10 protein-coding genes and 1 riboswitch are annotated in these 14,893 nt (G+C 60.0%); of the genes, 7 read left to right on the plus strand and 3 right to left on the minus strand.

Features of this window, described 5'->3' with window-relative positions:
- The 7 genes from H292_RS0122250 to H292_RS27360 form a co-directional block, all read left to right on the plus strand.
- Positions 1 to 260, plus strand: a 260-nt coding sequence (locus tag H292_RS0122250; RefSeq protein WP_020112797.1) for an SDR family oxidoreductase, incomplete at its 5' end; no start/stop codon positions are given.
- Between the two features lie 506 nt (positions 261 to 766).
- A riboswitch (glycine riboswitch) is annotated at positions 767 to 859 on the plus strand.
- Between the two features lie 66 nt (positions 860 to 925).
- The gene (gcvP, locus tag H292_RS0122255; protein ID WP_081631885.1) at positions 926 to 3,913 is read left to right on the plus strand and encodes an aminomethyl-transferring glycine dehydrogenase; all 2,988 of its coding nucleotides are present in this window, start codon (positions 926 to 928) and stop codon (positions 3,911 to 3,913) included.
- Complete coding sequence (gene gcvT, locus H292_RS0122260; protein WP_020112799.1) at positions 3,910 to 5,019, plus strand: glycine cleavage system aminomethyltransferase GcvT; 1,110 nt, start codon at positions 3,910 to 3,912, stop codon at positions 5,017 to 5,019. Before gcvP ends, gcvT begins: the two co-directional genes overlap by 4 nt.
- 79 nt (positions 5,020 to 5,098) lie before the next feature.
- Positions 5,099 to 5,506 (plus strand): glycine cleavage system protein GcvH, encoded by a 408-nt coding sequence (gene gcvH, locus H292_RS0122265; RefSeq protein WP_020112800.1) that lies wholly within the window; start codon positions 5,099 to 5,101, stop codon positions 5,504 to 5,506.
- Positions 5,503 to 6,771, plus strand: a complete 1,269-nt coding sequence (glyA, locus tag H292_RS0122270; protein WP_020112801.1) for a serine hydroxymethyltransferase — start codon at positions 5,503 to 5,505, stop codon at positions 6,769 to 6,771. The genes gcvH and glyA overlap by 4 nt, the downstream gene beginning before the upstream one ends.
- Positions 6,772 to 6,774: 3 nt before the next feature.
- Complete coding sequence (locus H292_RS0122275) at positions 6,775 to 8,157, plus strand: L-serine ammonia-lyase (protein ID WP_027498987.1); 1,383 nt, start codon at positions 6,775 to 6,777, stop codon at positions 8,155 to 8,157.
- Positions 8,158 to 10,476: 2,319 nt separating this feature from the next.
- On the plus strand, positions 10,477 to 11,661 hold the full coding sequence (locus tag H292_RS27360; RefSeq protein WP_020112803.1) for an MFS transporter: 1,185 nt from the start codon (positions 10,477 to 10,479) through the stop codon (positions 11,659 to 11,661).
- Between the two features lie 233 nt (positions 11,662 to 11,894).
- On the opposite strand, the gene H292_RS28640 is transcribed toward H292_RS27360, so the two are convergent.
- From H292_RS28640 to H292_RS0122295, 3 genes are all read right to left on the minus strand, one after another.
- The gene (locus H292_RS28640) at positions 11,895 to 12,182 is read right to left on the minus strand and encodes a hypothetical protein (RefSeq protein WP_231383887.1); all 288 of its coding nucleotides are present in this window, start codon (positions 12,180 to 12,182) and stop codon (positions 11,895 to 11,897) included.
- A 404-nt stretch (positions 12,183 to 12,586) separates the two neighbouring features.
- Complete coding sequence (locus tag H292_RS27370) at positions 12,587 to 13,354, minus strand: serine hydrolase (protein ID WP_196806188.1); 768 nt, start codon at positions 13,352 to 13,354, stop codon at positions 12,587 to 12,589.
- 196 nt (positions 13,355 to 13,550) lie between these two features.
- Positions 13,551 to 14,732 carry an MFS transporter gene (locus H292_RS0122295; protein ID WP_196806189.1) on the minus strand — a complete coding sequence of 394 codons (1,182 nt, stop codon included), beginning with the start codon at positions 14,730 to 14,732 and terminating at the stop codon, positions 13,551 to 13,553.
- Between the last annotated feature and the right edge of the window lie 161 nt (positions 14,733 to 14,893).

Here is a 14,893-nt window from a genome sequence, read left to right on the forward strand (position 1 = left end):
CGATGACCATCACCGCGGCCCGCGACCTCGCCCAGGTCGGCATCCGCGTCAACACCATCGCCCCCGGAATCGTCGACACCCCGATGCTCGCCGGCGTCACCGAGGAATACCGCAAGGGCCTCGAAGCCAGCGTCCCGTTCCCCTCGCGCCTCGCACAGCCGGCGGAGTACGCACAGCTCGTGCAGATGCTCGCCGAGCACGACTACCTCAACGGCGAAACCATCCGCATGGACGGCGCAATCCGCATGGCGCCGCGGTAGTGACGGCTGCAGATTTGCACTGCGAGAAAGAGTTCAAGCATCGGTCCATCCCAGTACGGCTCGCGCAGACGACACCCCGGGCAGGCTGGAAAGGGAACTCGCTGCGGCAGATACAGTCCATTGAAGCCGCTGAAACAAGGTTTCGACACAGGCGAGAAATCGCACACTACCGTGAACCGAAGCAGGAGGTGACTGGACACGCATACTCGGTGATAAGCCTGCGCAGGCGTTGCTCGGGAACGCCACAAGCTTCTGTTGGCGTACTGCCACGGAACGGTGACCAATTCCGACATACTCGCGAGCTGAACTACTGCGCAACCTTGACAGGAATAATGTGATCCAACTCGAAAACGGCGAATCACGTTGTACGGAATCGACTATCGCGACCAACACCGCTTCAGCGTTGACCAGAGCGTGGAGCGCCCGACTGAGCGTCTTGTTCCGCCCGAGGCGACATGGGCAGATTTTCTATGTATGTTGACGAACAAGAAAACTAAATCTGCTGACGACGCGTGGCGGGAGAACCTTCTTACGAGGAGGCGCCGTAGGAGCAATGTCCTCCCCAGGAATCTCTCAGGCCCCAGTACCGCTGCGCAGAGGCAACTCTGGAGAACAGTGTCGGTCCCGCGACCGACACTTACCGAAGGTGAAGAGCGAATCGTCCGATGAGGCCGATCTGCCCAAACTCTCAGGTGTCAAGGACAGAGCGGGGAGGTGTATCCAATCGATCGTCCGGTGCCGTCCGGGCACCCACCGAAACCGGAGCCACTCTCTTGGTCAACGACACACCCACTCGACTGCATGACGAGTTCTCTTCGAGGCACATCGGACTCGACTCGTCGACAACTAAACAAATGTTGAGCACCCTGGGCTACGACACTCTCGATGCGCTGATCGACAGCGCGGTTCCAGGGCAGATTCGCAGTACCGGTTCTCTCGATCTCCCGCCCGCTCGCAGTGAGCAGCAGGTGTTAGCTGACCTGCGATTTTTGGCTAATCGCAATGAGACCCGGGTACAAATGATCGGCCTCGGGTATCACGACACCGTCACACCAGCGGTTTTGCGCCGTAACTTGCTCGAGTCACCTTCTTGGTATACCGCCTACACCCCGTATCAGCCAGAAATTTCTCAGGGTCGACTCGAAGCGCTGTTGACTTTTCAAACTGTTATCGAGGATCTGACATCTCTTCCCCTCGCGGGCGCGTCCTTGCTGGACGAGGCGACCGCTGTGATGGAGGCAATATTGCTGATGCGCCGCGCCAACAAGTCGAAATCGGCGGCGCCGCGACTGGTAGTCGATGCGGAGATCCTGCCGCAGACGCTCGCTGTTGTTCGGGGGCGGGCCAAGTTCGTCGGTATCGAAGTCGCCGTCGCCGATCTCGCCACCGGACTACCTGACGGTGACTTTTTCGGTCTGGTCTTGCAGGCGCCGGGCGCCAGCGGCGTCGTGCGCAACCTCGCGCCGATTATCACTGCTGCCAAAGATCGAGGGGCACTTGTGACGGTCGCAGCAGATCTGCTGTCTTTAACTATTCTCACGCCTCCCGGTGAGCAGGGCGCAGACGTCGCAGTCGGTTCCGCACAGCGTTTCGGCGTCCCGATGTTCTTCGGTGGCCCGCACGCCGGGTACATGGCCGTCCGCTCGGGACTCGAACGCATGTTGCCGGGACGTTTGGTCGGCGTTTCCGTCGACGTCGACGGAAAGGCGGCATACAGGCTGGCTTTGCAGACACGCGAACAGCACATACGCCGTGACAAGGCGACCAGCAACATCTGCACCGCTCAGGCACTGTTGGCCAATGTGGCCGCGATGTACGCGGTCTATCACGGTCCGGAAGGCCTACGCGCCATCGCCAAGCGTGTGCACGAACATGCGAGCTCTCTCGCCGCCGGGCTGCGTGCTGGTGGGCACTCGGTGGTCCATGCATCCTTTTTCGACACGGTTCTCGTTTACACACCGGCAACAGCACGCACCATCGTCGACCGCGCCGACAACGGCGGAATCAACCTCCGCTTCGTCGACGACGACCACGTCGCGATTGCCTGTGATGAGTGCACTACCGACGACATCATAGAGCGGGTGCTGCGGGTCTTCGACGCCGCCAACTGCTCCGACGCCGAATCGGGGCTCCAGCCCAGCACTCTGAGGACCAGCGAGTTCCTGCGCCACGATGTCTTTCACGCGTATCGGTCCGAAACTGCAATGCTACGATTCCTTCGTTCCCTGTCCGACAAGGACCTTGCACTCGACCGCACCATGATTCCCCTCGGTTCGTGCACGATGAAGCTGAACTCTGCGGTGGAGATGGAACCCATCAGCTGGCCGGGGTTTGCTTCTATCCACCCCTTCGCCCCACTCAGTCAGACAGCTGGCTACATGCAGCTCATCAGAGGTCTCGAACGCTGGCTCAGTGAGATTACTGGTTATGACCGTGTTTCCATGCAGCCCAACGCTGGATCCCAAGGCGAGCTCGCCGGATTGCTGGCGATCAACGGCTACCACCACAGCCGAGGAGAGAGCAGCCGGGACATCTGCCTGATCCCTCAGTCAGCTCATGGCACCAATGCCGCGTCCGCGGTTCTGGCGGGGATGCGTGTCGTCGTCGTTGCAACCGCCGACAACGGCAATATCGACCTGAACGATCTGCGTACAAAGATCGAAACGCATAACGGCAGAGTTGCCGCAATCATGCTTACCTATCCGTCGACTCACGGGGTGTACGAGACCGACGTGCGCACCGTGTGCGCACTAGTACACGACGCTGGCGGCCAAGTATATGTCGATGGCGCCAATCTCAATGCCCTCGTCGGTCTGGCCAAACCTGGACAGTTCGGCGGCGACGTCTCTCACCTGAACCTGCACAAGACATTCTGCATCCCCCACGGTGGCGGGGGGCCGGGAGTCGGGCCCGTGGCTGTCCGAACACATCTTGCACCATTTCTGCCCGGCAACCCGCTGGCGACAGATCCATTCGGTGTTCCTGTGTCCGCGTCGAATTACGGTTCCGCCGGGATTCTCCCCATCACCTGGGCCTACATCGCGCTCATGGGACCGGATGGACTCACGGCGGCCACCAAAAACGCCGTACTGGCCGCCAACTACGTCGCCAAGCTACTCGATCAGCACTTTCCCGTGCTATATACCGGCCCGTCCGGTCTAGTGGCCCATGAATGCATCCTCGACCTACGTCAACTCACCAAGTCCACCGGCGTCACTGCCGAGGATGTGGCAAAACGTCTGATCGACTACGGTTTTCACGCCCCCACCCTGTCGTTTCCGGTGAACGGGACCCTCATGGTGGAGCCAACCGAATCCGAAGACCTCGCCGAGCTCGATCGCTTCATCGAGGCCATGATCATGATTCGCCGGGAGATCGATCTGGTCGGCGAAGGTGTATGGCCCCTCGAACGTAGCCCACTGCGTCAAGCACCGCATACCGTCGAACAGGTCACAGCCGACACCTGGGATCTGCCCTACCCGCGGCACACGGCAGCGTACCCGGCAGATTCCCTGCGCGGCCGCAAGTACTGGGCTCCGGTGCGTCGGATCGACGGTGTCCACGGTGACCGCAACCTGGTCTGCTCTTGCCCTGCCCCGGAAGCATTCGAAACCGCACCCGAGACTGCACTGAAACAGGAGAATTTCGCATGACCACCGCGACGCCCGCTTCGTCCCTATTGGACGAACATAAAACTCTCGGAGCGAGTTTCACCGACTTCGCAGGCTGGCAGATGCCGCTGAAGTACAGCAGTGAACTCACCGAACACCGAGCTGTACGGACAACCGCGGGATTGTTCGACCTTTCTCACATGGGTGAGATCGAAGTAATCGGCAGCGACGCCGGAGCCGTCCTCGACTACGCACTCGCCGGTGAGCTCTCTAAGATCGCTGTCGGCCGGGCGAAGTACTCACTGCTGTGCAACCATGACGGCGGCGTGGTGGACGACCTTGTGGTTTACCGTCTCGCCGAGAATCATTTTCTCGTTGTGGCGAACGCGGCCAATACCGCCGCGGTCTACACGGAATTGTGTGCGCGATCCGATAGTTTCGACGTTGTAGTCAACGACAAATCGGCCGAGACAGCTCTTGTGGCGGTACAGGGCCCAAAAGCTCAGAATATTGTCGCCGAACTCAGCCCTGCCGAGCAGTCCGGCGTGATCGCCAGCCTGAAGTACTACGCCGTCACCACCGCTGAGATAGCCGGACAGCAGGTCCTAGTCGCACGAACCGGATATACCGGTGAGGATGGGTTCGAGCTGTACATTCCGAACGCAGGCGCCGTCCCACTGTGGCGAGCGCTGACCGCCGGTACGATTGCTCGGGGTGGATCACTTGCTGGTCTGGCATGTCGCGACACATTGCGCCTGGAGGCCGGGATGGCCCTCTACGGACATGAACTGACGGTCAGCACGAGCCCGTACGAGGCGGGACTCGGCAAGGTCGTCAGCCTGAACAAGAACTTTGTCGGACGTGATGCGCTGCAGTTGCTTTCCGAGCAGCAGCCACGTCGACGGTTGGTCGGACTCGCCGGAACCGGACGCCGCGCAGCACGCGCCGGGTACCCCGTCGTCGATGCACACGGCGCAACTATCGGGCGGGTCACATCCGGCGCGTTGTCACCGACTCTGGGATATCCCATCGCGCTTGCCTACATCGACGTCGACCACAGCGAAGTCGGAACGCCTGTGGCGGTCGGCATTCGTCACAAATCAGAGCAGTTTCGGATCTCACCGGTCCCGTTCTACCGCCGTTCCTGACCGAGCTTGTTACCTCCCATCGCGTTTTGAACACACGCCTTCTGTTTCCGTGCAGTAGGCCCGACCCCAAGGTGTAAACATGACTTCCGAGACGCCCATCCCCAACGACCGCAGTTACACCGACGATCACGAATGGGTCGCCATCGCGCCAGGTGCACCCCTACCGGACACTCCTGTACGCGTTGGGATCACCTCGATCGCGGCCGACTCGCTAGGAGAGTTGGTCTTCGTCGAACTACCCGAAGTGGGTGCCAGTATCACAGCCGGTGAATCCTGCGGTGAGGTCGAATCGACCAAGACCGTCTCCGAGCTGTTTCCTCCCGTCAGCGGTCGGGTCACACTCGTCAACGCCGACGTCGTCGACGATCCCGGCCTGGTCACCTCCGACCCTTATGGTAGGGGCTGGTTGTTCGCAGTTCAGCCCACTGGCGCAGGCAACCTCTTGACCGCAGCGGAATATGCCAAGAACAACGGCGCTGACACGTGAGCGTCCTCGACAAGCGGCTTGCCGAGTTCGACCCCGAGATCGACATGTTGATTGGCAAAGAACTCGAGCGTCAACGTGCCGGCTTGGAAATGATTGCGTCGGAGAATCACGCACCGCGGGCAATCTTGGAAGCCCAAGGTTCGATTCTGACAAATAAGTATGCAGAAGGCTACCCAGGGCGGCGCTACTACGGCGGTTGCGAACACGTCGACGTCATCGAGCAGATCGCCATAGACCGCGCCAAAGCCCTCTTCGGCGCGCGATTCGCCAACGTGCAGCCTCACTCCGGCGCGACCGCGAACGCTTCGGTGATGCACGCACTTATCGACCCCGGCGACACGATTCTCGGACTGTCCCTTGCAGACGGGGGCCACCTGACACACGGTATGCGGTTGAACTTCTCCGGCAAGCTCTACAACGTTGCTGCCTACGGGGTGTCGCGAGAGGACTACCTCATCGACATGGACGTCGTCGCCGCCGCCGCACGCGAACACCGTCCACGGTTGATCATCGCCGGATGGTCCGCTTATCCACGTCACCTCGATTTCGCACGATTCCGCGAAATCGCAGACGAAGTCGGCGCCACTCTGATGGTCGACATGGCACACTTCGCAGGTCTGGTCGCCACCGGCCTACACCCGTCGCCGATCCCACACGCGCACGTCGTGACCTCGACTACACACAAAACGCTCGGGGGCCCCCGCGGCGGAATCATACTCACAAACGATGCCGACATCGCAAAAAAAGTAAACTCCGCGGTCTTCCCCGGACAGCAAGGTGGCCCGCTCGAGCACGTAATCGCCGCTAAGGCAACCGCATTCAAAATGGCAGCGGAACCCGACTTCACCGAACGGCAGCGACGAGTACTCGACGGTGCGAACGCACTCGCCAGCCGTCTCAATCGGGCCGATGTCGAACGAGCCGGGATCAGCGTGCTCACCGGTGGAACGGACGTCCACCTTGCGCTGGTCGACATGCGCGCCGCCGCCATCAACGGCCAAGAGGCCGAGGACCGTCTGGGTGCTATTGGAATCACGGTCAACCGGAACGCCGTTCCCTTCGACCCACGGCCTCCGATGGTCACATCCGGACTGAGAATCGGCACCCCCGCACTAGCAGCTCGCGGGTTCGAGCGGGCCGACTTCGAAGTCGTGGCGGACGTGATAGCCAATGCTCTGATCGCCGCGGACAGTGTGGCCAGCGCAGCACTCGCCGAGACGGTTCGAGAACTCGCGGCGAAGTATCCGCTGTATCCGGAGCTGTAAACCATGACCATCAGTGTGTTCGAATTGTTCTCCGTCGGGATCGGACCGTCGAGTTCACACACCGTCGGCCCCATGCGGGCCGCAGTTCTATTCGTCACTGATCTCGTGAAGTGTCATCTACTCGCCGACGTCGCAGACGTGCGCGTGGACTTGTTCGGATCGCTCGCAGCTACCGGGGCCGGCCATGGAACCATGTCCGCGATTCTGCTCGGCTTAGAGGGCAATCGTCCAGAAGAGATAGATACCGACACGATGGAACGACGCCTCTCCGAGGTCCGTGCCTATCGTCGTATTCTCCTCGGCGGAGTTGTAGACGTCCCGTTAGCCGAGGAAGACATGGTCTTACATCCTCTGACGTTCCTCTCGACTCACCCGAACGCCATGACTTTGACTGCGCTGACCGAAGCGGGCGACACACTGTTCTCATGTACGTACTATTCCATCGGCGGCGGCTTCGTCACCACAGACCAAGCACAACACAGAGGCGCAGCTCCTGCAGACAACGACTTCGCTTTTAGTTCAGGACGTCAAATGATGGATCTCGCCCACCACTTCGGTCTGAGCATCGCCGAACTCATGCTTGCTCACGAGTGCATCACCACCAGCGAGAGCGATGTACGCAATCGACTCCTCCATATCCGAGACGTCATGGTCGCCTGCGAGAGGCGAGGTTTAACCCGAGATGGGTATTTACCCGGCAACCTTCAAGTCCGCCGGCGCGCAAAAAGCTGGTACAAGAAACTCTCCGCCGAGGACCCCGAACGGAACCCAATCTTTGCCGAGGATTGGGTCAACCTCGTAGCATTGGCAGTCAACGAAGAAAACGCAGCAGGCGGTCGGATAGTCACCGCTCCGACCAACGGCGCTGCAGGGATCATTCCAGCTGTGCTTCACTATGCGACCAATTACACCACGGCAGGTGTCGAAGATCCCGATGACACCGCGATCCGGTTCCTGCTCACTGCAGCCGCAATCGGCTCGCTGTACAAGGAGCGAGCGTCGATCTCCGGAGCAGAGGTCGGATGCCAAGGCGAGGTCGGATCAGCCTCCTCGATGGCAGCAGCAGGTCTCGCTGAAGTCATGGGCGGATGCATCGAGCAAGTAGAGAATGCCGCAGAGATAGCAATGGAGCACAGCCTAGGTTTGACATGTGATCCGATTGGGGGACTGGTCCAAATCCCGTGCATTGAACGCAATGCCATCTCGGCCGGGAAAGCCATAAACGCGGCCAGAATGTCATTGCGCGGCAACGGCACACACCGAGTAAGCCTGGATGAAGTTATCGAAACGATGAGACTTACCGGCGCCGACATGAGCTCGAAATACAAGGAAACTTCAACCGGAGGACTCGCCGTCAATGTCTCCGTCAACGTGACCGAATGCTGAGCGTTTCGTGGGCGTTACATACATGCAGATGCGGCGTGCTGTTAACTTAGGCGCTCGCACGGTTGCCCATCGACTTCAGAGTAAAACCAAAACGTCGCGTGCAACGGTTGCTGTCCTGTCCAAACATAGCCGCCGCCATGACCGTAACTTCGATACACCCGAATGGGGCGATGCTCCGGGGTATCCCGCCGCCAGTGCGATAAGCGGAGTGAACGGCCATAGCCGGACCTGATTCCCGGCCGTGCGATGAGGATTTCGACAAGATTCATTCCTTGCGCGAAGTGCAGTTTATGTGCAATGACCGCGATCGTCGCAACACCCCGCTTCGAATCCGAACAGTCCTTTCGGTACTTTTCAGACTGCCCTAAAGCTCGAAAGTAGGCAACTTGTCGTAAAACATCAAAGTTATGCGATTTACTGGGTGCGCACTATAACCACGAACTGGCGGCGGGGAGCTACGGATGCACGACAATGCCATGCACAGTTGATTTGGCCGACTTCACTTGGCAGCAAGCATGCACGTCGGCGGACTTTGCGACTCAAGACGGTCTTGGCGATCAAGACGTATTACAGTGTCGTGAAACAAGAAGCTGAATGAAGCGATGCACGCCATACCCTTTCGATTTCTTTGAGCAACCAGATTTGATTTTTCGAGCCCAACACACTCTCAGGGCCTCAGCGGTGTAAGACCCGCTATTCGAACTGAGCCCAAGCTGTGGAAGGACAATCGAAGAAAATTTGTAATGGAGGTTTCAACATCCTCGACCGAGTGGGGACTTGGGAGCGACAAGCCTCGGCCTCGATGAGAGTTCCGTTGCAGCAACCGAGATACCCTGCACGGACACCTGTCTTGCGCGCGGGTGAAAGTCCTTGATATTGGGTGTACCAGCAGGGCATCCCACTTGCCTCGATGGTTGCCTACTATCAAGCCATGCCGCTGCGAGATCTCCTCATCGGCCCCCGAAACCGCAAACAGAACGGGGTCCAGTACAGCCGGAAGTCACACCCGGCGCTGGCTCCTGCGACGCTTCATCAACTGCGGCTTCGGTTCGCGACGCTCGCCGATCCAACCCTAACCACATGCGGATGCCGTACCCGTATGCGAGACAGTTACGTCAGCAAAAAGAGTTGGTGCAGATCTGGATACTTATTCCAAGGCAGTACACGGCGGTCAGCGAACGATCCATGCCGGCTCCCGCGCCCGGTCACTCCCGCCTGCGAAACTAGCAAACGCCAGAATCTCGACTGACGGTGGCCCCAAACCTCCGTGCCTTATTCATGCGCCGCGCTGCAGCCGTCCTCGCCGTTGCCTCACCTAAGTCTGCGTCGACTTCTGGTGAGAACGACATCGCACCGATGGCAGTCGGAGCAGTACGTGAGGCCCATTCTAGCGAAACGGCTTTGGGCTCGCGCTGCACAATGCAGCACATTGCACCGCCAACCTCTGCACAGATTGAGTGGAGACAGATGAATATCGCTGATCGTGCCGATGTCTACAGCCACCCGGCCCCCTTACCCTGGGCAAAAGGAACCACACCGTCCTCGACGGCACGTGTAACGCCACAACTGGGCGAGCGCCCAGCGCGAGCAACCCACGAACTGCTCTCGTCAGTTAGAAAAGTCTTCAGATTTATCTCACAGTATCTGTAGCACTCGATGATTCATGTTGCATTCACATACAACTACGGCCAGCTCGATCGTAAACGCATCAGGCCGGACGCAGACGCTCGCGGATACGTTAGAAATTGCCATTGTCCGCAATTTCGACAGGAGACGAAACGTGGACAGTGACAGGCTGCCCGAAGACGAACCGCAGATACCCCCCACGCTTATTTTTGTGGCGGTTGTCGTTTTGTTGGCTGTACTGACATACCTCGACTCGCGTGGTACGTAGGGGATCGTCCGCGTCACAAGTCAGGCAACCCGACTAAACATTGCACGGCCGCCGCAGTAACCGATACAGCGTGCAATGGGCAAAATTACAGGTCCTGCGCGATCAAAATCTCCGGCTGCGAAAAATAATGAACACTATTCTCGGGTTACTGCAACCTACGCAGTGCTCAATCTGATCGATCTACACAAGTGGGGTGCCCTGTCCGGGCGTTTTAGGAACGCGCCGTAAGCACTAAGGTCGAACACGGGCCAGGACAGGACAGTTCCTGTCCCGGGTGTCGAGTAGACATCGCGCCTATAGTCGGACGCCGGTTCGGCCAGTGCCCGGTCCGAGCTCCGAGCCAATACCTCACTCGAAAGATCTCAGTTGTGTCTCCTTCCATCAATGAACGACAATCCCTACCCTTGCTCGCCTACGTCCTAGCAATGGGTACGTTTCTCATGGGCACGTCGGAGTTCGTCGTTGCCGGGCTCCTACCCGATATCGCCTCCGACCTTGCCATCGATATCTCGGAGGCCGGGCTGCTGGTCACTGCGTTCGCGATCGGGATGATCGCCACTCCTGCGATTGCGGTGACGGTACTCAAGATTCCCGAACGGACGACTCTTCTGGTCGCGCTCGCCGCCTATTCCGTCGGACATATCGTCGTTGCACTCAACGACGACCTCGCCATCATCCTTGGGGCCCGGTTCGTGACTGCGCTGGCAACGGGCGCATTCTGGTCGATTGCTGCAGCTGTCGCATCCCGCGTTGCGGGGCCGGACGCCAGCGCGCGCGCTATCGGCCTGGTCCTCAGCGGCGGCATTCTCGCAACCGTGATCGGGGTACCCCTCGGCTCCGTTGCCGGCGAACTGATGGGTTGGCGCGGTCCGTTCTGGATCCTAGCGGTTCTTGCCTTGGTGGCGTCGATTCCTGTCGCCCGCTTCGTCCCCGTTGGCCGCTCTTCAGTTGCGGTCACCCCCTTGCGCTCGCAACTAACATCGATCGCCACCGGACGACTTTGGGTTGTCATGGCAGCGTGCGTTCTCATATCCACAGCCGTCATGTCCACCTACTCATTCATCGCCCCCCTGCTCACAGAACGCTCCGGCCTGTCCACCGAACTTCTTCCCGTGGGTCTTGCCATTTTCGGAGTCGGTGCCGTCACCGGCACCCTCACCAGCGGTCGGTTTGCAGACCGCGCGCCATATCTCACCGCGCTGACCGGTGGCATCATCGTCGTGATCGCGCTCGGCTTTCTGAGTGTCTTTTCATCTTTCGCTCCTCCATCGATCGCACTCCTCGCACTTGCAGGAATGGCCGGCCTTGGGACGAACCCCGTGCTCATGTCGATGGCTGTCCGACTCGCAGAGGGTGCGCCGACGCTGGCCACCTCGTTGTGCACCTCGATGTTCAACCTCGGCACCGCCGTCGGTACATGGGTCACAGCGCACGCTATCAGCGGAAACGGAGCCGCCGCGATTCCTGTAGTGGGTGCACTGTTCGCGGTGTTGCTCCTCGTTCCACTGGGCACCCTCGTGATCCTGGACCGGGCACGTCGGGATCACGATGAGGACAGTGCGCCTGAACCGAGTCAGCCGTTCGCAGACGACGAAGTGCCAGTGAGCTGACCGATCCGGTCGTGAAACGCGTTGTTGTGCGAAGATCGTCCGGAACCGTGAGCACGTCAACCAATTCGAGACTCGTTGTCAGGTGTAGTTCGAGACCTGTGTCTGACCACACCCGACGTTGTGCTCGATGGAGATCGAGCACAACTCTTTCTGCCCGCGGCGAGAAATGCGACGGCATCTACTGCGTGTAGGGCGATACCGAGTCGATCGAGACTGCCTGAAATTCAAGTTGTTTAGTACAGTTGATGTTTCAGGACATCGAGGACACTGACCAGCTCGTCACGGTGATAATCGTGGATGGGCGGAGAAGGGTTTTCGATGAATCCGGACATCGTCGAAGCTGTGGCTGAGCACGCCGCCGGGAAACGGACGAACAACGTTTCCCGGCTGTGTCGCGAGCACAGCATCTCACGCAACACCTTCCATGTGCTCTCTCGAAAATTCCAGGCCGAGGGAGCAGCAGCGTTCACCACCCGCTCCACACGGCCCGCCACATCACCGACGCGCACCAGCACCGGCATCGCTGATGCAATCGTGCGAGCACGCAAAGAACTCGACGACGAAGGCCTCGACAACGGCCCCATCTCGATCGGATGGCGACTGGAACTCGATCGGATGGCGACTGGAAAAAGAGGGACTGCAACCAGTTCCCTCCAAATCGACGATCCACCAGGTACCCCTCGATCCTCGAAATTTGGAAGTCTGGGGACCTAACAACATCGTTGTGGAATGAGTCCGGAAGATCCGAGTAGGGCCCGCAAGCACATCGCCGCCAGCCGTCGAAGCCGCCGTTCCAATAATGTTGCTGTACTTTGTTGCCGGCTGACCCAGTCGAGTGGAACGTTTCGGACCGCGAGACCGAGTTGGTCGAGAGGCGGGAGACTGAGTTGGTCGAGAGGCGGGAGACTGAGTCTGTTTGCCGAGGTCAAAGAAGATCGACACGCCCCGAGGGGAAAAGGGCGGACGCAATCGCGGTCATGGTTCGACGAGCGTGGTCCGCACCGACCGAACCTCCGCCGAACGTGTTCGCGTCCTCGCGGGAGGCAATTGCCACGATATAACGGTGGTCGGCCCCGACGAACCCGGTCGACAGGTGGATCCAATCACCGCCGACGCAGCACATCCACCCTTGCTTGACACCCAGGCCGCTCTCATCAGGCAACGCGTCGGGAAGTCCGAAACGCTGGTAGTAACCGTCCGCGCCTAATCGGGTGAAATCGGCCAATTTCGAGAGGATCGTGACCGAACGAGAGGGCGAGAGACCACCAGCACCGTCGATCAGTGCTGCGTAGAAGGTCACCACATCGGTCGTTGTGGTTCGAGTCAACCACCATTCGTCACCCTCCCGCACCGATGTGGAGGGCAACCCGTAGCGAGCAGCTACGCGCCCCACGATGTCATTGCGTCCAAACCGACTCCAGAGTTGTTCGGCTGCGGAGTCATCCGAAGAACGCAGCATCGCATCAATCTGAGCCATGTCACTTCGGCTCAAATCGACTTCCCCTCGATCGTTACGGAACAGCAGATCGTCCGCGATGAAGAGCTTCGACACCGACGCAGTTTCGATCTGCTCTTTGTTACTGTTGGTAGCCCGGATCCCGCTGACACGGTCCATGAAAGTGATAGATACTTGCGCACCGTTCACCGCCCCGACCTCCGTGGCGGCGCGCATCCGCGATTCGAGGCGTGCCACGTCGATTCCTGATATGTCGGTGGCCGACTCGGCAGACGATTCTGCACTATCGACAGGGCTCGGTACAAAAACCAGATCGGTTGCAGTGCAGTGCATCGGCGCCCACACGGACAACGTGAGAACGACAACGGCAGTGAGCGCAACACCTCGGACTGTTATACGAGGCTCGGCGCGAGCGGTCCTCGGGCCCGTCGGTTCATTTGTCCGCATGTGAAGTCCTCACTGTGATGACTGCCGCGAGCGCGGCGAATGCCGCATATCCGAGTGCAACGAGTGGGAGGCCAACAGTGCTGGACATCCGGCCGGATACGAGACTCGGAACGGCAGCCCCACAGTAGGAGAACAGATACACCGCCGACATCAGTCCGGCACGTTCGCCCACCATCGTTCCAGCGAGCAGTAATCGGACGGACCCCGTGAACGTCACACCTTGTGCAGCGCCTGCGATCAGGCCGAACGACATGACCCCGACAGTCGATCCGGCAAGCAAACTCGACGCTACGCCGGCGACTGCGACTGCGAACACGACGATTCCCGCACGCTGTGCCACGGATGGCGGGAGGCGTGCGGTGAGTGGGCCGCCCAGTGCGTACGGGGCCATGAACGATGCGAAGACCGCCGCGGCCACCAGAGTATTGGAGGAGCCCAGATCCCGGGCCGCGATGGTCGGACTGAAAGCTTGGTAGAAACCGCCAAGTGCCCACGTCGAACCGAACACGGCGACAGCGCCCGGCAACAACGGTCGAACCGAGGCGGGAATGGACACGCGAGGACGTAGGGACGTCAACGTTCCCGGTCGCCGGTCCACAGGGTCATGAGCGAATAAGAGCAACGCAGCACACACAGCGAGCAGGGTTGCGTCGATCAAATAGGTGGTCACCAACGGGGCTGGAGCGTACTGTGCTAGAGCGCCGGTCCCGAGCGCCCCGATGGTAAGCCCCGAGACGGGCGCGCCCGCCGCTGCCCCGGCAGCAAGCCAACGCGGGCGGTCGGGGGCAGTGTCGATGACGTAAGTGGTGAGCGCCGAAGACGCCAAGCCGCACGCGACACCGTGAAAGACTCTGCCTATTAACAGAATACTAAGATTGGACACGTCGAGCAGGATCAGGCTTCCGATCGCAGCGAGGACCACGGCTGCAAGAGCAACGACTCGACGCCCCAGGTGATCGGACAAGCGGCCTAGTACTACCAGCGCGATCAGGACAGCGACGAAGTACGCGACGGCTGCCAGCGACAGGTCTTGCGTGCTCAATCCTTCCGCGGCCCGATATCGCTCGTACAACGGAAGTGGCGCGCCCGACGCAGCGAACACCGCGACCAGCGCTACCGTCGCGGTTGCGAACGCGAACCGTTGCGGCGTCCGAGTGCCAGACGCCATCATCGGCGATTGCGGGAGGCGTTGGTCGCATTCGGCATGTAGTCGAGTACATAGCGGGAGCGGTCATCGCGGGAGTCCCTACTGTGGGGTGTACTGACAGGGAACCGCTCAGTGGGGACGAGACCAGGTCACCGGCGACATCGAACTTGCCACTCGCGCGT

The sequence above is a fragment of the Rhodococcus sp. 114MFTsu3.1 genome, assembly GCF_000383555.1.
Classification (GTDB): Bacteria; Actinomycetota; Actinomycetes; order Mycobacteriales; family Mycobacteriaceae; genus Rhodococcoides; species Rhodococcoides fascians_E.